Source organism: Streptomyces sp. NPDC003697 (genome assembly GCF_053587115.1).
Genome location: NZ_JBSFNN010000001.1, coordinates 21,173 through 41,256, shown reverse-complemented (window position 1 = coordinate 41,256; position 20,084 = coordinate 21,173). Strand labels below are relative to the sequence as shown.

The 20,084-nt window shown below is 74.3% G+C and carries 19 protein-coding genes and 1 pseudogene; 6 read left to right on the top strand and 14 right to left on the bottom strand.

From position 1 onward, the window contains the following. Positions 1-47: 47 nt before the first annotated feature. The 5 genes from egtD to ACWDNY_RS00140 all read right to left on the bottom strand — a co-directional run bounded on the left by egtD (position 48) and on the right by ACWDNY_RS00140 (position 5,802). Positions 48-1,010, bottom strand: coding sequence for an L-histidine N(alpha)-methyltransferase (gene egtD / locus ACWDNY_RS00160; RefSeq protein WP_451643403.1), 963 nt, complete (start codon positions 1,008-1,010; stop codon positions 48-50). Continuing rightward, positions 1,007-1,798: an ergothioneine biosynthesis protein EgtC gene (egtC, locus tag ACWDNY_RS00155; protein WP_451643402.1), complete on the bottom strand. Its 792-nt coding sequence runs from the start codon at positions 1,796-1,798 to the stop codon at positions 1,007-1,009. The genes egtD and egtC overlap by 4 nt, the downstream gene beginning before the upstream one ends. Continuing rightward, positions 1,798-3,117, bottom strand: a complete 1,320-nt coding sequence (gene egtB, locus ACWDNY_RS00150; RefSeq protein WP_451643401.1) for an ergothioneine biosynthesis protein EgtB — start codon at positions 3,115-3,117, stop codon at positions 1,798-1,800. The genes egtC and egtB overlap by 1 nt, the downstream gene beginning before the upstream one ends. Continuing rightward, on the bottom strand, positions 3,114-4,487 hold the full coding sequence (egtA, locus tag ACWDNY_RS00145) for an ergothioneine biosynthesis glutamate--cysteine ligase EgtA (RefSeq protein WP_451643400.1): 1,374 nt from the start codon (positions 4,485-4,487) through the stop codon (positions 3,114-3,116). Before egtA ends, egtB begins: the two co-directional genes overlap by 4 nt. A gap of 868 nt (positions 4,488-5,355) precedes the next feature. Further along, positions 5,356-5,802: a type II toxin-antitoxin system PemK/MazF family toxin gene (locus tag ACWDNY_RS00140; RefSeq protein ID WP_451643399.1), complete on the bottom strand. Its 447-nt coding sequence runs from the start codon at positions 5,800-5,802 to the stop codon at positions 5,356-5,358. A 159-nt stretch (positions 5,803-5,961) separates the two neighbouring features. Here ACWDNY_RS00140 and ACWDNY_RS00135 point away from each other — a divergent pair, with 159 nt between their 5' ends. After that, on the top strand, positions 5,962-6,093 hold the full coding sequence (locus tag ACWDNY_RS00135; protein ID WP_451643398.1) for a hypothetical protein: 132 nt from the start codon (positions 5,962-5,964) through the stop codon (positions 6,091-6,093). Between the two features lie 302 nt (positions 6,094-6,395). On the opposite strand, the gene ACWDNY_RS00130 is transcribed toward ACWDNY_RS00135, so the two are convergent. From ACWDNY_RS00130 to ACWDNY_RS00120, 3 genes are all read right to left on the bottom strand, one after another. Continuing rightward, positions 6,396-7,946: a flotillin family protein gene (locus tag ACWDNY_RS00130; protein WP_451643397.1), complete on the bottom strand. Its 1,551-nt coding sequence runs from the start codon at positions 7,944-7,946 to the stop codon at positions 6,396-6,398. Positions 7,947-8,083: 137 nt separating this feature from the next. Next, on the bottom strand, positions 8,084-8,302 hold the full coding sequence (locus ACWDNY_RS00125; RefSeq protein ID WP_451643396.1) for a hypothetical protein: 219 nt from the start codon (positions 8,300-8,302) through the stop codon (positions 8,084-8,086). 155 nt (positions 8,303-8,457) lie between these two features. Next, positions 8,458-9,021 carry an NAD(P)H-dependent oxidoreductase gene (locus tag ACWDNY_RS00120; RefSeq protein ID WP_451643395.1) on the bottom strand — a complete coding sequence of 188 codons (564 nt, stop codon included), beginning with the start codon at positions 9,019-9,021 and terminating at the stop codon, positions 8,458-8,460. 119 nt (positions 9,022-9,140) lie between these two features. On the opposite strand from ACWDNY_RS00120, the gene ACWDNY_RS00115 reads away from it, so the two are divergent. Both ACWDNY_RS00115 and ACWDNY_RS00110 read left to right on the top strand, forming a co-directional pair. Continuing rightward, positions 9,141-9,803 (top strand): TetR/AcrR family transcriptional regulator, encoded by a 663-nt coding sequence (locus ACWDNY_RS00115; protein WP_451643394.1) that lies wholly within the window; start codon positions 9,141-9,143, stop codon positions 9,801-9,803. A gap of 285 nt (positions 9,804-10,088) precedes the next feature. Further along, positions 10,089-11,150, top strand: coding sequence for a LacI family DNA-binding transcriptional regulator (locus ACWDNY_RS00110; protein ID WP_451643393.1), 1,062 nt, complete (start codon positions 10,089-10,091; stop codon positions 11,148-11,150). 243 nt (positions 11,151-11,393) lie between these two features. Here the strand turns inward: ACWDNY_RS00110 and trxA are convergent, their stop codons facing one another. Then, the gene (gene trxA / locus ACWDNY_RS00105; RefSeq protein ID WP_451643392.1) at positions 11,394-11,840 is read right to left on the bottom strand and encodes a thioredoxin; all 447 of its coding nucleotides are present in this window, start codon (positions 11,838-11,840) and stop codon (positions 11,394-11,396) included. Between the two features lie 131 nt (positions 11,841-11,971). Between trxA and ACWDNY_RS00100 the strand changes: the two genes are divergently transcribed. Then, entirely contained in the window at positions 11,972-13,402 is a 1,431-nt protein-coding gene (locus ACWDNY_RS00100; RefSeq protein ID WP_451643391.1) for a dihydrolipoyl dehydrogenase family protein, read from the top strand. A gap of 133 nt (positions 13,403-13,535) precedes the next feature. Here the strand turns inward: ACWDNY_RS00100 and ACWDNY_RS00095 are convergent, their stop codons facing one another. Both ACWDNY_RS00095 and ACWDNY_RS00090 read right to left on the bottom strand, forming a co-directional pair. Next, entirely contained in the window at positions 13,536-14,180 is a 645-nt protein-coding gene (locus tag ACWDNY_RS00095) for a peptide deformylase (protein ID WP_451643527.1), read from the bottom strand. Between the two features lie 123 nt (positions 14,181-14,303). Next, positions 14,304-14,514, bottom strand: a pseudogene (locus tag ACWDNY_RS00090) (tetratricopeptide repeat protein); the annotation flags it as partial. A 159-nt stretch (positions 14,515-14,673) separates the two neighbouring features. Between ACWDNY_RS00090 and ACWDNY_RS00085 the strand changes: the two are divergent. Beyond that, positions 14,674-15,639, top strand: a complete 966-nt coding sequence (locus tag ACWDNY_RS00085) for a pirin family protein (protein WP_451643390.1) — start codon at positions 14,674-14,676, stop codon at positions 15,637-15,639. A 42-nt stretch (positions 15,640-15,681) separates the two neighbouring features. Here the strand turns inward: ACWDNY_RS00085 and ACWDNY_RS00080 are convergent, their stop codons facing one another. Continuing rightward, entirely contained in the window at positions 15,682-16,734 is a 1,053-nt protein-coding gene (locus ACWDNY_RS00080) for a class I fructose-bisphosphate aldolase (RefSeq protein WP_451643389.1), read from the bottom strand. A 183-nt stretch (positions 16,735-16,917) separates the two neighbouring features. Between ACWDNY_RS00080 and ACWDNY_RS00075 the strand changes: the two genes are divergently transcribed. Then, on the top strand, positions 16,918-17,805 hold the full coding sequence (locus ACWDNY_RS00075) for a universal stress protein (RefSeq protein WP_451643388.1): 888 nt from the start codon (positions 16,918-16,920) through the stop codon (positions 17,803-17,805). Positions 17,806-17,871: 66 nt separating this feature from the next. Here ACWDNY_RS00075 and ACWDNY_RS00070 read toward each other — a convergent pair whose 3' ends face one another. Together ACWDNY_RS00070 and ACWDNY_RS00065 are read right to left on the bottom strand one after the other, a co-directional pair. Beyond that, positions 17,872-18,897: a 6-phosphofructokinase gene (locus ACWDNY_RS00070; protein WP_451643387.1), complete on the bottom strand. Its 1,026-nt coding sequence runs from the start codon at positions 18,895-18,897 to the stop codon at positions 17,872-17,874. 241 nt (positions 18,898-19,138) lie between these two features. Beyond that, entirely contained in the window at positions 19,139-19,810 is a 672-nt protein-coding gene (locus ACWDNY_RS00065; RefSeq protein ID WP_451643386.1) for a CBS domain-containing protein, read from the bottom strand. Positions 19,811-20,084: the final 274 nt, after the last annotated feature.

The window sequence follows — 20,084 nt, the reverse complement described above, 5'->3', positions numbered from 1 at the left end:
CGGTGCGCCCGGCGGGCGCGCGGACGTCCTCCGCGGCGGCCCCGGAGCTACCCGGCCACGCTCAGCGACAGCGCGAAGCGGCTCTCGCGGTCGGTCCACCACCGGGCCAACCGCAGCCCGGCCGCCGCCAGTTCGGTGCGCACGCCCTCCTTCCGGAACTTGGCCGAGACCTCCGTGCGCAGGTCCTCCCCGGCCGCGAAGTCGACGACGAGACCCAGCGCGGGCACCTTCACGGTCTGCGCCACGGAAGAGCGCAGCCGCATCTCGATCCACTCGTAGCCGGCGTCCCACAGCGCGACGTGCCCGAAGGCTCCGGGGTCGAAGTCGGCGCCCAACTCCCGGTTGACGACGGCCAGGACGTTCCTGTTGAACGCCGCCGTCACCCCGGCCGCGTCGTCGTAGGCACGGACCAGGACCTCCTCGTCCTTGACCAGGTCGGTGCCGAGCAGCAGCGCGTCGCCGGGGGAGAGCAGGCCGCGCACCGCGGCCAGGAACGCGGCGCGCTCGGCGGGCAGGAGGTTGCCGATCGTGCCGCCGAGGAACGCGACCAGCCGTGGACCGGGCGCGGGGGGCAGCGACAGCCCCGCGGTGAAGTCGGCGATGAGCGCGTGCACGTCGAGCCCCGGCCGCTCGGCGACCAGGGCCTCGCCCGCCTGGACCAGGGCGCTCTCGCTGACGTCGACCGGCACGTACGTGCGCAGGCCGGTCAGCGCGTCGATCAGGTGGCGCGTCTTCGCCGAGGATCCGGAGCCCAGTTCGACCAGGGTGCGGGCGGGCAGCGCGGCGGCGATCTCGCCCGCGCGGGCGAGGAGGATCTCCCGCTCGGCGCGCGTCGGGTAGTACTCGGGCAGTGCGGTGATCTGCTCGAACAGGTCGCTGCCGTGCGCGTCGTAGAACCACTTCGGCGGCAGCGTCTTGGGCAGAGAGGTCAGGCCCTGTCGGACGTCGGCGCGCAGAGCGGCGGCCGTGGCGTCCTCGGGCAGGAGGCGGGTGACGTGGAACGCACTCACGTACGGGGCTCCTCGGTCGGTGCGGATGCCGGATCCTGGTGGAGGTCCTTGAGCGGGGTGAGCAGGACGTCCGTGCGGTTCGCCGCGAGCAGGGTGCGCTCCGGGACCTCGGTCCAGCGGGGGTCGTCGTCGTAGGGCTCGGCGGCCACGGCCGTGCGGTGGCCGGGTTCCAGGAGGTACCACAGGGTGTCGCCCCACGCGGTCGCGGTGATGGTCTCGCCGTCGGTGAGCAGCAGGTTCAGCCGGGAGTCCGGGGCCGCCGCGGCGACCTCCAGCACCGTGTCGGTGAGCGCCTGGCCCGCCTCGTCGCCGCCGCGCAGTCGCGCCAGCACCAGCGCCCACACGAGCGCGGAGTCGGTGCGGGCCTCCAGGGACAGCAGGTCCCCGGGCGGCAGGGTCCGGGACACGGCGGCCAGGGAGTCCGGCCAGCCGGTCACGGCACCGTTGTGGCTGAACAGCCACCGGCCCGCCGTGAACGGGGCGGCGGCCGCCTCCGCGTCCGCGCCCGCCAGGGTCGCGTCCCGCACCGCGGCGAGCAGCGCGGTCGTCCGCACCACCCGCGCCAGGTCGGCGAAGGACAGGTCCGCCCACAGCGGCCCCGCCCGGCGGTAGCGCGCCGGCACCGGGTCGCCCTCCGCGTACCAGCCGACTCCGAACCCGTCGGCGTTGACCGTCCCGTTGCGCTGGTGCCGCGGCGCCCACGCCTGCCGGTACAGGCTGTGCGGAGGGTCCACCAGGATCCGGCCGAGCGGCTCCGCCGGTCCCAGGTAGGCCAGGTGACGGCACATCAGCGTCCCTCCGTGGAGCGGGCGGTGCGGAACCCGGAGAAGATCTGCCGCCGCACCGGGTAGTCCCAGTTGCGGAAGGTGCCCCGGCACGCCACCGCGTCCACGGCGAACGAACCGCCGCGCAGCACCTTGTACTCGGGGCCGAAGAACACCTCCGAGTACTCCCGGTACGGGAACGCGGCGAACCCCGGGTACGGCAGGAAGTCGCTCGCCGTCCACTCCCACACGTCGCCGATCAGCTGCCGGACGCCGAGCGGCGAGGCACCGGCCGGGTAGCTGCCGGCGGGAGCCGGGCGCAGGTGGCGCTGGCCCAGGTTGGCGTGGGCCGGGGTGGGGTCGGCGTCGCCCCACGGGTAGCGCGTCGAGCGGTCGCCCTCGGGATCGTGGCGGGCGGCCTTCTCCCACTCGGCCTCGGTGGGCAGCCGCCGTCCGGCCCAGCGGGCGTAGGCGTCGGCCTCGTACCAGCACACGTGCAGCACCGGCTCGTCCGGCGGCACCGCCTCGGTGACGCCGAAGCGCCGCCTGAGCCACTGCCCGCCGTCCCGGCGCCAGAACAGCGGCGCGACGATCCCGTGGCGCCGGATGTGCGCCCAGCCGTCGGCCGTCCACCAGCGGGGGTCGTCGTAGCCGCCGTCCTCGACGAATGCCAGGTAGGCGGCGTTCGTCACCGGGGTGGTGTCGATGAAGAAGGGCTCGACGTCGCGCACGTGCGCGGGCCGCTCGTTGTCCAGGGCCCACGGCTCGGCGGAGGTGCCCATGGTGAACGGACCGCCGGGCACGAGGACTTCCGCCGGGCCGGTGAACGGCGGAGCGGGGTCCGGGTCGGGGGCGGTCAGGGCCTGCGGTCCCCGGCGGAGCTGATGGGTGATCAGCATCGTCTCGTCGTGCTGCTGCTCGTGCTGCGCGATCATCCCGAAGGCGAAGCCGGCCTCGGTCAGCCGCGTCCCGTGGAACGCGGAGGCCTCCAGCAGGTCCGTCACGCGGCCGCGCACCTCGGCCGCGTAGCGGCGGGCCTCGTCCGGCGGCAGCAGCGGCAGCGAGGGGCGTTCGGCACGCGGATGCCCGAAGGCGTCGTAGAGGCCGTCGATCTCCGGCCGGATCGCCTCCTGCCCGCCCACCGCGCGCAGCAGCCACTGCTCCTCCTGGTTCCCGATGTGGGCGAGGTCCCACACCAGCGGGGACATCAGCGGGGAGTGCTGGGCGGTCAGGTCGGGCTCCTCGACGCAGGTGGTCAGGAGCGTGGTGCGGTCACGGGCCGTGGTGAGCGAGGTCAGCGCCCGCTCGCGCAACGTCTCGGCGTCGTGGGCGGCTTCGGTCATGGGCCCATGTCCTTCCCGTTGACTGTGGGGCCTGCGGGGTCTGCGTGGCAGGTCGGGCCGGTGGTGCCTCCCCCGGCCGGGCGACGTCCGGGCCGGGGGAGGTCCGTACCGCGCAGGCTGTCGAGGAGGTCGTCGGCGGGGCAGCGGCCCCGCAGGACGTAGCGGTCCCGGAACGCGGCGACGGCGGCCGTGACCTCGGACGTGGCGCCGAGCCGTGGCAGGGCCTCCAGCGCGGTCGTGAAGCAGGCGACCGCCACGTCGCGCAACTCGGGGTCGGCGAGCCCGGACCGGGCCGCCTCCCGCCACAGCGGACTGTGCGGGGCGGGCTGGGACCGCGCCCGTTCGGCGAGCGGCTTCACCGCCCGGTAGGCGGTCTCCGCGGCCCCGGGATCGTCGAAGAGCGCGGCCGTCACGGCCAGCGGCACGATCCACCCGTCGTCGCCGGGCTGCGCGTCGATCATGCGCAGTTCCAGGTGGCCGCGCGGTCTGACCGGCGGGAACAGCGTCGTGAGGTGGTAGGCGAGGTCGTCGCGGGTGGGTGGCCGCGGCTTTCGCGACCGGACCCACTCCCGGAACGTGAGCCGCTCCGGCACATGCCAGGGACCCTCGTCGCCCCGGACGCACATCACCGGCGCGTCCAGCACGTGGCGGGTCCAGGCGGTGCGGGGATCGCCGTCCAGCGGGGGAGCGCCCGCCCGTCCCGGGCCGATCTGCGTCCACCGCAGCTGCCGCGTGGAGAGCCAGCCGGTGGGCCGGCCCTCGGCGAGCGGTGAGTTGGCGAACGCGGCCACCAGCACCGGGCCGAGCTGGTGCGCGAGCCACCAGCGCCGGCTGTGCCCGAGCGGTCCGGGTTCCTCGTGTCCCGCGTCCAGGCTCACCTGGACGGAGGCCGAGGCGCACATCATGTGGCGGCCCGCCGGACCGGTACGGTCCAGGCACCTCTCCATGGCCTCGTAGCGCCGCTCCCGCAGGAACCGGCGCGGCGGGTGACGGGGGTCGTGTCCCATGCCGACGAGGCCGAGTCCCTCATCGGCGAGGACGGCGCGGACGGCGTCGAGGTCGGCAGAGACGGTGCCGATGCACTCCGTCAGCGAGCCGGCGGGCGGCGAGCTGAGCTCCAGCTGTCCACCGGGTTCGACGGTGAGCGCCGATCTCAGGGGCACGCCCCGCAGAGCTGCGTAGGCAGCTTCGAGTCGTTCGAAGGTGACGGGGAGGTGGGGCGCGTGCGGCGCGTGGACGAGCCACTCCACCTCCACCCCCAGGACGCGGGGCGGCCCCGTCTTGAAGCAGATGCCGTGGACCAGGGCCTCGATCTCGGCCTCGGTCACGGCTGTTCGAAACTCCGTACAGCCGCTCGTTTCGTCGGACATGCCAGGATCCTCCTGAGCTTCCAGGATGTCGCCCACCCGTCGGTCCAGGTGGCGCGGAACGGCGTCGTTCCGTTCCACCCAAGACCCTTGGGCGGCTCCGCACAAGAGCGCGCCTCGCGTCGGCGTCCTCGTGCGCCCTCTCCCTTCCGGGCCCGCTGCCCGCCGGCCCTCGGCTACCCGAAAACTGCGTTGCACAGCAGGACAAGCATCGCTCACGATGCGTTCACGGGCACGGCGGGAGAGCGCACGACCGTACGTCTCGTGGCGTCCACGGGGGTGACGCCACGGACGTGCGCCGGCGCGGGGCCGCCGCGGCGGAGGGGTTGTTTCCGGCCCTGTCGCGGCGGCGCGGCGGCTCGCGGTGCCTGCCGCGTGGGTGGCGCGCGCCGGGGGGCTTCGCCGCAATCCGGCGCGCGCCCCCCCCGGCGCGGTCCCGCTCCCGGGGTGCCGCCCGTCCGGGCGGGGGCGGTTTCAGGCCAGGTCGGGAGCCGGTGGGGGCGCTGCGGTGTCACGCGCGCGCCCGCCCCTCATGGCGCCGGTGCCGGCGTGGGCGGGCGCCGGCCCGCGGGCGCACGTGTTGGGCAGGACGACGGTGCGCTGGGCTGGAGGCTCCACGGGGACGGTCCGCCGGGCGGGAGGCTCCGCCGGGCCGGCCGGTGCGTCGAGCAGCGGTTTCCCGGACTTCACGCTCCACCGGGCTGGACGCTCCACCGAGCAGTGATTTCCCGGGCTGGACGGTCTGCCGGGTAGGGCGGTGCCCCGGGTCGGGCGGTGCCGGGCCGGTCGGGCCCGGCACCGGGCCCCGGGGGCGGGAGGATGCCGGAGCGGTTCGCGGCGTGCCGCTCCGCCCGTGGCGTCCCGGGCGCGGTCAGCGCCAGCCGTAGCGCTCCCGGAGCCGGTGCACCACGAGGTTGAAACGCATCCGGTCCAGGGCGCACGCCTCGCGCCGCATGCCCTCCTCGTGCAGCCGCAGCACCCGGTCGACGTCCACCCAGGAGTCGCGCCCGGACCGGTCCCACGGGCCGCTGCCGATGGGCACCCACTCCCGGTCGCCGTCGTGCCGCTTGCTGGAGAGCTGGACGGCGAGGAACGTGCCCGCGGCCTCCCGGGCCACCACCAGCACCGGCCGGTCCTTGCCCCGCCCGTCGTTCTCCTCGAAGGGCACCCACGTCCAGACGATCTCCCCGGGGTCGGGGTCGCCGTCGTGCGCGGGCGCGTACTCGGTGCGTATCCGGCCGACCTCGCGGGGATCGGCCTCGGTGGTGGCGGAGCGGCCGTGGCGGCCGGGAACGTCTTGATCGGTAAAGGCGGTCACGAGGGCACCCTAATGGCCCCGCCATCCGCATCAGGCGCCGCCCGCCAGGTCCTCGGGCCGGACCGGGCGCCCGCGTAAACAGGCATCCGGAGAGGGCGCCGACGGACCCCCGGGGAGCCGGCGTGTGCGTCGGCGGGACCGCGTTTCAGGGCCCCGGGCGTGACCATCCCGATCGGGCTGGGCATCGGCCGGCCGGTGTTCCGGGCGCTGAACGCGGTGGAGACCGTCCTGGCCGCCGCCGTGTTCGTCGCCGTGGCGTGGGCTGGGCGTCCGCCGGGATCGCGGCCCTGACGGCGGCTCGTGGTCCTGCTGCTCGCCGGCCGGCCGGCCGTGGTGCGTCCGCGTCTCAACCACAGGTCCGACCGGGTCCTCGCCGGCGAGGACCTGCCCCCCTCGCGCGGCCACTTCCCCTGCGCCGGGCTGGAGTCGGCGAAGGTCGTCGCACTGACCGCCCTCGGCGTGAGCCTCCTCGCGGTCCGACCGCCGCGTGTGACGGGGCGGGCGCCGACGCGGCGGCCGCCCCGTCGCGGCGCGCACCGCTCCCACGAAGCCCGCGAGTTCCGTGGGAGCGGTGGTCCGGCGGGGTCCCGCTCCTACTCGCCGCCCTCCACCGGCACCCTCTGCGCCCCGGGTGCCGGGTGACCGTCCGGCCCCGGCGAGGACGCCCCGCGCGAGGACGTTCCGTGCCGCGGAATCCCGCCGGGGCCCTGGCCGTTGCCCTGCGTGCCGTCGTGGTGCGCCCCGTCCGGATGCGTCGACGCGAGCAGCCGGCGCGCGAGGCCCAGCCCCGTACCGCCCATGGTGAGGGCCTTGGCGAAGAGGTCCCCCATGCCGTCGGCACCGTTGAGCAGCACCATGTTGTCGACGTTGCCGAAGGCCGACGCGCCGGCCTGCACGATCTCCGGCCACCTCTCGGCCAGTTGCTGGGCGACGACGGCTTCCTGGTTCTCGGTGAGGGCGCCCGCCCGCGCCTTGATGGCCGCCGCCTCCGCGAGGCCCTTGGCCCTGGCCGCCTCGGCCTCCGCCAGACCCCTGGCCTGCACGGCCGCCGCCTCGGCCTCACCGGTGGCCCGAGTGGCCGAGGCCGTGGCCGCGCCCCGGGTCTTCGTCGCCTCCGCCTCGGCACCCGCTGCCGTCTTCACCCGGGTCGCCTCGGCCGCCGCCGCGAGCTCCGTCTCCTTCGCCTGGGCCTGCGCCGCCGAGATGCGGGCGTCGCGGTCGGCCTCCGCCAGGGTGCGCTTCTCGTACGCCGCGGCATCCGCGGGCTTGCGCACGTCCGCCTGGAGCTGCTGCTCACGCCGGTGGGCCTCCAGCTCCGCCACCCGCGTCTCCTGGACGACCACCTCCTGCCGGGCCGCCGCCTCGGCGAGCGGACCCGCCTGCCGGGCCTTCGCCGCGGCCTTGTCCCGCTCGGCCTGGTAGCCGGCCTGCAGGATCTCGCTGTCCCGGGTGGCCTCGGCCATCCGCGCGAACGACTGCTGCTCCGCCTCTGTGGCCAGCCGGTTGGCCTCCGCCTGCGCGATGCGCGCGTCACGCTGCACGGCCGCCGCGTGCGGCATCGCCAGGTTCTGGATGTAGCCGGTCGGGTCCTCGATCTCGTGGATCTGCAGCGAGTCGACGATCAGGCCGAGCTTCTCCATCTCCGTGCCGCAGGCGGCCCGGGTCTGCCCGGTCAGCTTCTCGCGGTCGCGGATCATGTCCTCGACCGTCAACCCGCCCACGATGGACCGCAGATGACCGGCGAAGACGTTGTGGACGCGCTCCGCCATCAGCTTCTGCTGGTCCAGGAAGCGGCGCGCCGCGTTGGCGATGGACACGAAGTCGTCGCCCACCTTGAAGATGACCACGCCGCGCACCTTCAGCGGGATGCCCTGGTGCGTCACGCAGTCCACCCGCAGCTCGGTCTCGTTCAGATCGAGCGAGAGCTTGCGCACCGCCTGCACCCCGGGCAGCACCAGCGTGCCGCGCCCGGTGACGATGCGGAACCCCATCCCCTCCTCCAGGCCCTCCGTGCGGTGCTTGGAGCCGGAGATGATCAGCGCCTCGTTCGGCTCGGCGACACGCCACATCATCTTGAACAGGACGATCAGAACGAGCACGGCGGCGACCGCCGCCCCGGCCACGACGCCGACGATCACCGGCATACGTTCCCCCTCTGCCTGGTGCCCTCTCGGCACCGAACGAGGGCGAGTGTGCTCCCGCGGGGGCCGCAGGGTGAAGACGCCGGACCGCCCTTGTAGCAGTCTTGACGCTTACCGGTCCGGCCCGTGGCGCGGCGGGCTCAACCCCCGTACGCCTCGGTGACGTAGACGGTCCTCGGCGGCAGGTACTCCACGACGGTCACCACCGTGCCGGGCTCCATGCGGCCCGACCCGTGGGCAGGGTGGGCGAGGAAGTGCTCGGCGCCGCCCCGCACCCGGACGATCACCTCACCGACGAGCCCGGGTCCGACCGTCCCGGTGACCCGCCCCAGCAACCCGACCATCGACGCATCCCCCATGGCGCCAGGGTACGGGCGGACCGCCGTACCACCACCCGCGAGGACGCGACGGAATGCGGCCGCACCGCGCCCGCTGACGGTGCACGGCGCCGGGCCGGACACGCGGAAGGGGCCGGGGCCCAGAAGGCCCCGGCCCCTTCGGCCGGTGTCGCGGATCAGGCGGCCGCGACGTCGCCGACGGTGCCGTGCAGGCGGGCGACGACCTCGGTCAGCTGCGCGGCGACCTCGGCGTCGTCGACCGGGTGCGTGTTCGCGAAGCGGGTCACGGAGCCGGGGATGGACAGCTTGATGTCCTCGACCACCTTGCCGCCGGCGATGCCCACGGCCTTGCGGGTGTCGTCCTGCGCCCAGACGCCGCCGTACTGGCCGAAGGCGGTGCCGACCACGGCGACCGGCTTGCCGCCCAAGGCGCCGGCGCCGTACGGGCGCGACAGCCAGTCGATGGCGTTCTTCAGCACGGCCGGGATGGTGCCGTTGTACTCGGGGGAGAAGAGCAGGAACGCGTCGGCGGCCTGCGCCGCCGCACGCAGCGTGGCGGCGGCGGCCGGCACGCTGCCCTCGACGTCGAGGTCCTCGTTGTAGAAGGGGATGTCGGCCAGGCCCTCGAACAGCTCGACCTCGGCGCCCTCGGGCGCGAGCTTGACGGCGGCCTCGGCGAGCTGGCGGTTGTGCGAGCCGGAGCGAAGGCTGCCGACGAGCGCGAGGATGCGAACAGACATGGGGGGACTCCAAGGGGCTGAAACACTGCGGTTATGATCCGGACCGAGGTCCGTTTAAATTTCTACCAGACTAAGCGGACCGCGGTCCAGTTACCCCTTCCATGCTTTACGCTGTGTTCATGTCCAGCGCGCTGCCGCCCTTCCCGACACCTCAGGAGCCCGCGGGCGAGCCGGTTCTGCTCGAACTCGGCACCGGCGGGGACGAACCGTGCCTGCGGGCCGACGCCGCGCGCAACCGCGCCCGGCTGCTGGACGCGGCCGCCCGCCTGGTGGCGGAGCACGGCGCGGCCGGCGTCACCATGGAGGCGGTGGCCTCGGCCGCCCAGGTGGGGAAGGGCACCGTCTTCCGCCGCTTCGGCGACCGTACCGGTCTGCTCACGGCCCTGCTGGACCACTCCGAGAAGAAGTTCCAGGCGGCGATCCTCGGCGGTCCGCCGCCCCTGGGTCCCGGCGCGCCGGCCGTGGAACGGCTGCGGGCGTTCGGCTGTGCCGCGCTGCGTCGCGCCGCCGACGACCTGGAACTGCAGCTGGCGGCCGAACCGTGCCCCGAGCGCCGGTTCTCGGTGCCCGCGCGCCGCGTCCGCTACGGCCACGTCCTGATGCTCCTGCGGCAGGCGGTGCCGGACGCGGACACCGAACTGCTCGCGCAGACGCTGATGGGGTATCTCGACCCCGTGCTGATCCACCATCTGACCAGGCAGTGCCACATGCCCATGGAACGGCTGCAGTCCGGCTGGCACGACCTGGTCGCACGCGTCACGTCCGCGGCACCGGCCCGGTAGACCGCCCACCGGCTCCCACGGCACCGGCCCGGTGACCGGCTCCCGCGGAGTCGGCCCGGTGAGCCGCCGGCCGGCTTCGGACGACGGGCCCGCGCACAACGGCCGTCGAGGACGAGTCCGCACTCCGGGCCGAGCGGCCGCGCGGACCGTCCCGCGCGGCGGCGACTCCTCGGCGGGCGGCCGGAGCCGCCCCGGCACCACTGAGGTGTGTGTCCGGCCCCGTGTCGCGGCTCCGCGCGGCGGCGTGCACCCCCGCCCCGACCGGCCGCCCGGGCTTCTGCCAGGATGCCGTACGTCATGGTGCAGATACCGACATCACCCGCGCCGTCGTCCCCCGCGCCGTCGTCTGCCGCGCCGCGGCGTGTGCCCACGAGCGCCGATGTGGCACGCCTGGCCGGCGTCTCCCGCGCGACCGTCTCCTACGTCCTGAACGACACGAGCGCCGTCCGCATCAGCGAGCCGACGCGCCGCCGGGTCCGCGAGGCCGCCAGAGAACTCGGGTACGTGCCGCACGCGGGGGCCCGCAGCCTGCGCGCCGGGCACAGCCGCATGGTGCTGATGCCCGCCCCGGCGGTCCCGGTGGGTCCGCTCTACGGCCAGTTCCTCAACGACCTGCAGTGGGCGCTCAGCCGCCTCGACTACACCGTCGTGCAGCACGGCAGCCTCGGCCTGCGCGGCGACGAGGCCGCCCGGGCCTGGGCGGAACTGCGCCCCGTCGCCGTCCTCGCGCCCGGCTCGGGACTCGGCCCGGAGGCGGTGGCGGTGCTCAAGCGGGCCGGCGCCCGTGCCGTGCTCACCCTGGGCCCCGAGTCCGTCGACGGCGCCCACGCCCTGCTCATGGACCACCGGGCCGTCGGCCAGTGCGCCGCCACCCATCTGTACGGCCGCGGCCGCCGCCGCATCGGGGTGGTCGTGCCCGAGGAGCGCGGCCTGGAGGCGTTCTCCACGCCCCGCCTCGACGGCGTCCGTCGCGCCCTGCACGACACCGACGCCACCGTGACCCCGCTGCCCCTGGCCTACTCGGAGCAGGACGCCGTCCGGCTGGCCGCACGCTGGCGCGACCTCGGTCTGGACGCGGTGTTCGCCTACAACGACGAGTACGCGATGCTGCTGATGCGCGCCCTGCAGGACGAGGGGATCGGCGTCCCCGGCGAGGCGGCCGTCATCGGCGCCGACGACCTCATGCTGGGCCGGCTGCTGCGGCCCCGGCTGAGCACGGTGCGCATCGAGCTGCCGTCCGGCCACGACCTAGCCGAACTGGTCGACCGCGCCGTACGCGACCCCGGCGCCCCGCCCGAGACGCATCCGGTGCTGGGCGCCACCGTCATCCACCGCGACTCCAGCTGAGGCGCGAGCGGCGCCGGGCCGGCCCGGACGGGACCTGCGGGGACGACTGGGGGCGTGGGCCCAGGCCGGCTGGGGCGGGGTTGCGGACACCGGCCGGGTGCGGCCCGCGCAGTGCGGCCGCGGAACGGCTTCGCGCACGGGCCGAGGCGAGGGCACGAAAGAACGGTGGGCTCCTTCCCCGTCAGGAAGGAGCCCACCGTTCGTCCCGGCGCCCGCTGTGCGACGGAGTGGCGTCCACGGACCTCACCGACCGTCCTGGTCCGCCTCCGTCTGGGCCTCCGTCTGCGTCTGCGCCTGCGCCTCCGTCTGCGCCTGCGCCTCCGCCTGCGTCTGCTGCTCGGCGACGGCCTTGCGGACCTCGTCCATGTCGAGATCACGCGCCTGCCCGATGACGTCCGTCAGCGCGGACTCGGGCAGCGCACCGGGCTGCGCGAAGACGGCCACCCGGTCCCGGACGATCATCAGCGTCGGAATCGACTGGATGCCGAAGGCCGCGGCCAGCTCGGGCTGGGCCTCCGTGTCCACCTTGCCGAACACCAGGTCCGGATTCTCCTGAGCGGCCTTCTCGTAGACGGGGGCGAACTGACGGCACGGCCCGCACCAGTCCGCCCAGAAGTCGATGAGGACGAAGTCGTTGTCCGTGACCGTCTGGTCGAAGTTCTCCTTGGTGAGCTCCACGGTGCTGCTCATGGCGATTCCCTCTTCCTGGTATGGCTTCCCGGGGCGGGACGAAGCCGTCGGCACAACGCGGCCGACCCCACGGCGTATTCCGCGCACGTACCCGTGTGGCCGACACGCACACCACCCACCAGACTGACCCCATGACGGAAACGGAAGCCATCGCGTACGACGTCGTGGTGCTCGGGGCCGGGCCCGTGGGGGAGAACGTTGCCGACCGCACCCGCGCGGCCGGCCTGACCACCGCGGTCGTGGAGAGAGAGCTGGTCGGCGGGGAGTGCTCCTACTGGGCCTGCATGCCCAGCAAGGCCCTGCTGCGCCCGGTCATCGCCCGCGCCGACGCCCGCCGCCTGCCGGGCCTGAGCCACGCCGTGCGGGGCCCGCTCGACACGGGCGCCGTCCTCGCCCGCCGGGACGAGTACACCTCCCACTGGCACGACGACGGCCAGGTCGGCTGGCTCGAGGGCATCGGCGCCGACCTGTACCGCGGTCACGGCCGCCTCGCCGGGCCTCACACGGTGACGGTCACCGGCGCCGACGGCACGCGGAAGGTGCTGACCGCGCGGCACGCGGTCGCCGTGTGCACGGGCAGCCGCGCCCGGCTGCCCGACCTGCCCGGCCTCGCCGACGTCGGACCGTGGACCAGCCGCGAGGCCACCAGCGCCAAGGAGGCGCCGGGCCGGCTGATCGTGGTCGGCGGCGGTGTGGTCGCCGCCGAGATGGCCACCGCCTGGCAGGGTCTCGGCTCGCAGGTCACCGTCCTGGTGCGCGGCAAGGGGCTGCTGCCGCGGATGGAACCCTTCGCCGGCGAGCTGGTCGCCGAGACGCTCACCGAGGCGGGCGCGGACATACGTACCGGCACGTCGGTGGAGTCGGTGACCCGCGAGAACGGCACCGTCGTGGTCGTCACCGGCGGCGGCGACCGCATCGAGGCCGACGAGATCCTCTTCGCCACCGGGCGCGCCCCGCGCACCGACGACATCGGCCTCGACACCGTCGGCCTCGAACCGGGCTCGTGGCTGGAGGTCGACGACACCCTCCGGATCGCCGGCACCGACTGGCTGTACGCGGTCGGCGACGTCAACCACCGCGCCCTGCTCACCCACCAGGGCAAGTACCAGGCCCGCATCGCGGGGGACACCATCGGCGCCCGCGCCGCGGGCGTGCCGCTGGGGGAGCCCGCTCCCTGGAGCGCCCACGCCGCCACCGCCGACCACCACGCCGTCCCGCAGGTCGTCTTCACCGATCCCGAAGCCGGCTCCGTGGGCCTGTCCCTCGCGGAGGCCGAACAGGCCGGGTACCGCGTCCGGGCCGTCGACGTGGACCTCTCCTCCGTCGCCGGCGCGGGCCTGTACGCCGAGGGCTACCGGGGGCGCGCCCGCATGGTCGTCGACCTCGACGAGGGCTTCCTGCGCGGTGTCACCTTCGCCGGCCCCAACGTCGGCGAACTGGTCCACTCGGCGAGCGTCGCGGTCGCCGGGCGGGTGCCGGTCGACCGGCTGTGGCACGCGGTGCCCTCGTATCCCACCATCAGCGAGGTGTGGCTGCGGCTGCTGGAGGCCTACCGGGGCTGACCGGGCCGAGCCGCGCGGGGCCGCGCCGTACCACGTCCCGGTCGCCGGAGGCGGGCTGCGGCCCGGTCCGCGCGGGCCCCGCTCCCTGCCCGGCCGGGCGTCCGCACGGACCGGCGGAGTCCCGGCCGGGCCGTCACGGCAGGGTGAAGCCCAGGGCGTTCGCGGCCGCCGCCGGCGTCGGCTGCGCCCAGCGCTGCGCCACCGCCTCGGCCGAGGACAGGGACCGCAGCTCGGCCCGGTCCAGGTAGAGGGTGCCGTCGAGGTGGTCCGTCTCGTGCTGCACGATCCGCGCGGGCCAGCCGGCGACCAGTTCGTCCACCGCGCTCCCGTGCTCGTCCGACGCCCGCAGGCGCACGCCGGCGTGCCGTGCCACCACCGCCTGCCAGCCCGGCACGCTCAGACAGCCCTCGAAGAACGCCGCCCGTGCGGTGCCGGCCGGCTCGTACGACGGATTGACCAGCACCCGGAACGGCAGCGGCACCCGCCCGCGCGCCAGCCGGACCTCCTCCGGCACCGTCGCCGGGTCCTCGATGACCGCGATCCGCAACGGCACACCGACCTGCGGAGCCGCGAGGCCCACGCCCGGTGCCGCGCGCATGGTGACGCGGAGCGCCTCGACGAAGCGGGCCAGCAGCGCGGGGTCCAACTGCCCGTCGAACGGCTCTGCGGCGCTCCGCAGCACGGGGTCACCGGCCGCGACGATGGGCAACGGGCCACCGGGGGCCAGGAGTTGCTCGACGTGCTCGGCAAGGGGCATGCGGTCACGGGAGGATGCCATCGCGTCAGCATGCCACGACCGCGGCGACGCCCGCCCCTTGCTGCCGGCCCCGGAAGGGACGACGGCCCGGCTCCCCGGCGTCCGGCGTGACCCGGGCCCTCGAACCGCTGCCGTGGCCGTGGGTTCGAGATCCCCCGCGAACGCCGAGGCGATGCGCGGTGGGACTCCGCCTTTTCGTGGCGGCCCTGCCGCTGGAGGGTGCGTCCCAGCATCAGCCGGGCGTGGTGCTCCACCGGGTCGCGTTCCACGACGACGCGCAACTCGGTCCCCGCACGCCGCAGTTGAGCCGAGTGGTAGCAGGAGCGGGCAGCAGCGGGCGCGGTCCGGTCTGCTCACGGAACCTTGGCTTGAATCTTCCACTACGCGTCCGTGGCGGGCGGAGCGCCCGTGCCGGGCCGCCGCGCCGGAGGCCGTGCCGGACGCCGGATGGGGAGACGTGTGCGAGCGGCAGGGGACGATGACGCGAGGGCTGGTGCGGGCTAGGTTGGACGGCATGAGCAATCTCGATCGCACGGCGACTCCCGCCGTGTGCGGCGGCCGCGGCTTCGTGGTGGCGGACCCCGTCCGTGAACTCCTCAGCCCGCGCCGCGTCCCACTCGGCGCGTCCACCGAAGTCCGGCGGCTGCTGCCCAATCTGGGTCGCCGCATGGTGGGGGCCTGGTGCTTCGTCGATCACTACGGCCCGGACGACATCGCCGAGGAGCCCGGCATGCAGGTGCCCCCGCACCCGCACATGGGGCTGCAGACGGTGAGCTGGCTGCACGAGGGCGAGGTGCTGCACCGCGACTCGACGGGCAGCCTGCAGACGATCCGCCCCGGCGAGCTGGGACTGATGACCTCCGGCCGGGCGATCAGCCACTCCGAGGAGAGCCCCAGGCCGCACGCCCGCTTCCTGCACGGGGCGCAGCTGTGGGTGGCCCTGCCGGACGGCCACCGCCACACCGACCCGCACTTCGAGCACCACGCCGAGCTGCCGGTCGTCACGGCGCCGGGCCTGAAGGCCACGCTCATCCTCGGCGCACTCGACGGCGCCCGCTCGCCGGGGACGACGTACACGCCGATCGTGGGCGCCGACCTGGCGCTGTCGCGCGGCGCCGAGGTCCGCCTCCCGCTGGAGGCGGACTTCGAGTACGCGGTGCTGTCCATGTCGGGCGAGGCCCACGTCGACGGGGTTCCGTTGGTGCCGGGTTCGATGCTCTACCTCGGCTGCGGCCGCACCGAACTCCCGCTGCGGGCCGAGTCGGACGCGGGTCTGATGCTCCTCGGCGGAGAGCCGTTCGAGGAGGAGCTGATCATGTTCTGGAACTGGATCGGCCGGTCCCAGGAGGAGATCGAGCAGGCCCGCCGGGACTGGATGGAAGGGACACGGTTCGGGGAGGTGAAGGGGTACGACGGTGCCCCGCTGCCGGCTCCGGAGCTCCCTCCGGTCCCGTTGAAACCGCGGGGAAGGGCCCGCTGACCACGCGGAGGTCGTGCCCCGGGAGTCCCTGGCCCGCCCGAGTCAGGCCACGGTGACCTGGTCGTCGAGGTACACGTCCTGGACGGCGTGCAGGAGTTCGACGCCTTCGTCGGTGGGACGCTGGAAGGCCTTGCGGCCCGTGATGAGGCCGGTGCCGCCGGCCCGCTTGTTGATCACGGCTGTCCGTACGGCCTGCGCGAGGTCCCCTTTGCCGGCCGATGAGCCGCCGCTGTTGATCAGTCCGATCCGGCCCATGTAGCAGTTGGCCACCTGCCAGCGGGTCAGGTCGATCGGGTGATCGGTGGTGAGCCTGTCGTACACGGCCTTGTCGGTGCGGCCGAAGTGCAGTGCGGTGTAGCCGCCGTTGTTCTCCGGCTGCTTCTGCTTGACGATGTCGGCCTCGATGGTCACGCCGAGGTGGTTGGCCTGTCCGGTGAGGTCGGCCGAGACCGCGTAGTCCACCCCGTCCTTCTTGAACGCCGGGTTGCGCAGGTAGCACCACACCACGGTGAACATGCCCAGTTCGTGAGCGCGCGCGAAGGCTTCGCCGGCCTCCCGCAGCTGGCGGTCCGCCTGCTCCGAGCCGAAGTAGACCGTGGCACCCACGCCGGCCGCGCCGAGTCCGAAGCACTGCTCGACGCTGCCGAACATGATCTGGTCGTAGTGGTTCGGGTAGGTCAGCAGTTCGTTGTGGTTGAGCTTCACGATGAAGGGGATCTTGTGCGCGTAGCGCCGCGACACGGCGCCGAGAGCGCCGAGTGTGCTGGCGACCGCGTTGCAGCCGCCCTCGAGGGCGAGTTCGACGATGTTCCTGGGGTCCAGGTAGCGCGGGTTCGCGGCGAAGGCCGATGCCGCGGAGTGTTCGATGCCCTGGTCGACCGGCAGGATCGACAGGTAGCCGGTGCCGGCCAGACGGCCGTGGTCGAAGAGGGACTGCAGAGCGCGCAGCACCTGAGGTGAGCGGTCGGTGTCGGTCATGGTCCGGTCGACGAAGTCAGGACCCGGCAGGACCAGGTCTTCCTTGGGGATCCCCTGGGCGGTGTAGGTCAGCAGGTCCTCGGCCTCGTCGCCCAGCAAGCCCGGTATGTCGGTCATCGGCTCGCCTCTCCGGTCGTTCGTGGTGCCGGGGGAGTCATGCCCGGGTTCCCGCCGTCGCCGGGGCCATGCCGCACCGCCCGGCATCCGGTCCGGGAGCCCGAGCGGTCGTGCCGTGGAACAGTGGAGGGGCCAGACCCGTCTGGCACCGGCGGAGGCTCGGGCCGGGCGAAGGAGGGCACGATGAGTCACCCTGTGCTGGCGGGTGTCGACGGCTCCGAACGCAGTTTCGCGGCGGCCGACTGGGCGGCGGGGGAGGCCGTGCTGCGCGGCGTTCCGCTGCGGCTGCTCCACGCCTCTCCACCGCTGCCGGGCACCGCCGTACCGGACCGGGCAGCGGACAGGCTGCGGCAGGTGGGCGCGCGCACGCTCCAACGGGTGGCCGCCGAACTGGGCGACCGTCACCCGGGCCTGGAGGTGCGGGCCGAGCAGTCCGGCGACGCGCCGGTCACCGCCCTCCTCGCCGCCGCCCGAGATGCCGCGCTCCTCGTCGTCGGCACACGGGGGACGGGCGGATTCGAGGGTCTCGCGGTCGGCTCGGTCGCCCTGCGCATGGCGGCGGCGGCTCCTTGCCCGGCCGTGCTGGTGCCTCAGCCCTCCGGCACGTTCCCCGGAGGGACGGTGCCGGCACCCGGGACGCCGCGGTTCGTGGCGGGGTTCGACGCGCATCACCCGGTCGGTGAGGTGGCGGACTTCGCGTTCTCGGCCGCCGACGCGCACCGGGCGCACCTGCGGGTGGTCCAGGCGTGGGCCCTCCCCGCAGAGTCCGTGTCTCCCCGGACCCTGGTGGTGACCGAGGAGGACCGCGCCACCTGGGAGGACCAGGAGGTCCTGCGCCTCTCCGACGCCCTGCGCGCCTGGCAGGAGAAGTACCCCCGCGTGGCGGTCCACAGCGATGTCGTGCTGCTCCACCCCGCGGAAGCACTCCTGAACACGTCGCGGGGCGCGGACCTGCTCGTCGTGGGGCGCCGTGCCGACCCGAGCGCGGCCGAGGGCCGGCTCGGCCCGGTCACGCACGCCGTGCTGCACCACGCCCGCTGCCCGGTGGCGGTCGTCCCGCACACCGGGTGACGGCCGGCCGGCGGCCGGACAGCCGACCGGCCGGGGTCGTCGGGGGTACGGGACCGCCCGGGCCGGTCAGCCGAAGAACACCTCGAACTCGTCGTACAGCGACGGATCGACGACCTTCTTCTCGGCGGTGACGTCGGCGAGGGGGGTGCGGACGATCCGGGTGCCCCGCAGGGCGACCATGACGCCGAAGTCACCGTCCTTGACCGCGTCGACGGCGTGCAGCCCGAAGCGTGTGGCCAGCCACCGGTCGAAGGCGCTCGGGGTCCCGCCGCGCTGGACGTGGCCGAGGACCGTGGTGCGGGCGTCCTTGCCGGTGCGCTTGCTGATCTCCTGGGCCAGCCACTCGCCGATGCCGGACAGCCGCACATGGCCGAACTCGTCCAGCGACTGGTCCTTGAGGACCATCTGCCCCTCCTTGGGGACGGCCCCCTCGGCGACCACGACGATCGGCGCGTAGTTGATGTCGAACCGGCTCATCACCTGCTCGCAGACCTGGTCGATGTCGAAGGGCCGCTCCGGGACGAGGATGACGTTGCCGCCGCCCGCGACGCCGGCATGCAGGGCGATCCACCCCGAGTGCCGCCCCATGACCTCCACCACCAGGGTGCGCATGTGCGACTCGGCGGTGGTGTGGAGCCGGTCGATGGCCTCGGTGGCGATCCCGACGGCGGTGTCGAAGCCGAAGGTGTAGTCGGTCCCGGACACGTCGTTGTCGATGGTCTTCGGCACCCCCACCAGCGAAATGCCCTGCCGGCTCAGTTCGGTGGCCACACCGAGGGTGTCCTCCCCGCCGACCACGACGAGCGCGTCCACGTCGTTCGTCGCGAGGGTGTCCCGCACGCGGCGTATCCCGTCCTCGTGCTGGAACGGGTTGGTGCGGGAGGAGCCGAGGATGGTCCCGCCGCGGGGGAGGATCCCCCGCACGGCGGAGATGTCCAGCGGTACGACGGCACCCTGGAGCAGACCCAGCCAGCCGTCCCGCACGCCGACGAAGTCGAAGGCGTACTCCTGGACCCCCTTGCGGACGACGCTGCGGATCACGGCGTTGAGGCCGGGGCAGTCACCGCCGCCGGTCAGCACTCCGACCTTCATGGGCTTCCTCCCGTCAGCCGGCCACCCCGCCTGGCCGCGTCCCTCGCGGCGATCCTGAACGGGTGCCGGCGAGGCGCCCGGACCGCCTCCTCCCAGCCTCCCTCCATTCGGTCCACGATGGCCACCTGAGGTTCATCCGCGCGCATCCCCGCCGCCCTGAGCCACAGCCGGCCGGAGCGGCAGGCGCGGTCCGGGAGCGTGGAAGCCGCCGCGCCCCGGCGGCAGGGCGGCGGCAGCCGGGTCACTGCCGTGGCGCGTCGACCGGGGTGCCGGGTGCGGGACGAAGGTGATTCGTGACGTCGACGACACCGTCGACGCTCTCGGACAGGCGCACGGCGATGGGGATGAGGTTCTCCTGGGGCACGGTGCCGCCGAGCGTCACCCGGCCGTCGGTGACCTGGACGGTGACCGTGCCGGGGGCCAGGCCGAGGGTGCGGGTGAGGACGTCCCTCGTGATCTCCTCGCCGATCGTGAGGTCCCGCCGCAGGAAGACCCGCAGCAGGTCGGTACGGCTGACGATGCCCACCAGCCGGCCGGCGTCGTCGATGACGGGCAGTCGTTTGACGTGGTGGCGGGCCATGGCGCGGGCCGCCTCGACGACCGACCACTGCGGCCGGGCCGTGACGGCGGGGGCGGTCATCAGCCCCTCGGCGGTCAGCGCGTGGGCCTTGGCGCGTTCCGCGGGAGGCAGGTGGGCGGCGGCCAGACGCCCACCCGGATCCGCCTGGCTCTCCTGCTTCCACAGCAGGTCCGCCTCCGACACCACGCCGACCGGGCGGCCCTGGTCGTCGACGACGGGTACCGCGGTGATGTCGTGCTCCGCGAGGTGCTCGGCGATGTCCTTGAAGCTCGTGTCCCGCCGCACACTCACGACGGCCGAGGTCATGAGGTCTCCGACCAGACGATGCAGCATGTCTCGCTCCCTTCGCGCACGCTCGCGCCGAGGTCCTCCCTCCACTGTCCGCTCCTCGGGAGGCGTCCGCACCGCCGACGCGCACCGGCCACGCCTGCCTCCCGGCCCCGGCCAAAGAAGTCCCCAACCGTCCCGGTACAGGAAACGCCGGGCGGCGACACGGCGGCTCCCCTTCGCCCGGCAGCGCTCCCGCCACCTGCCACCAGTACGACCTCGGATGGCGGACGCCGCGACACGCGCGGACACCCACGCGACGGTCTGCCGCGCCCCGCCG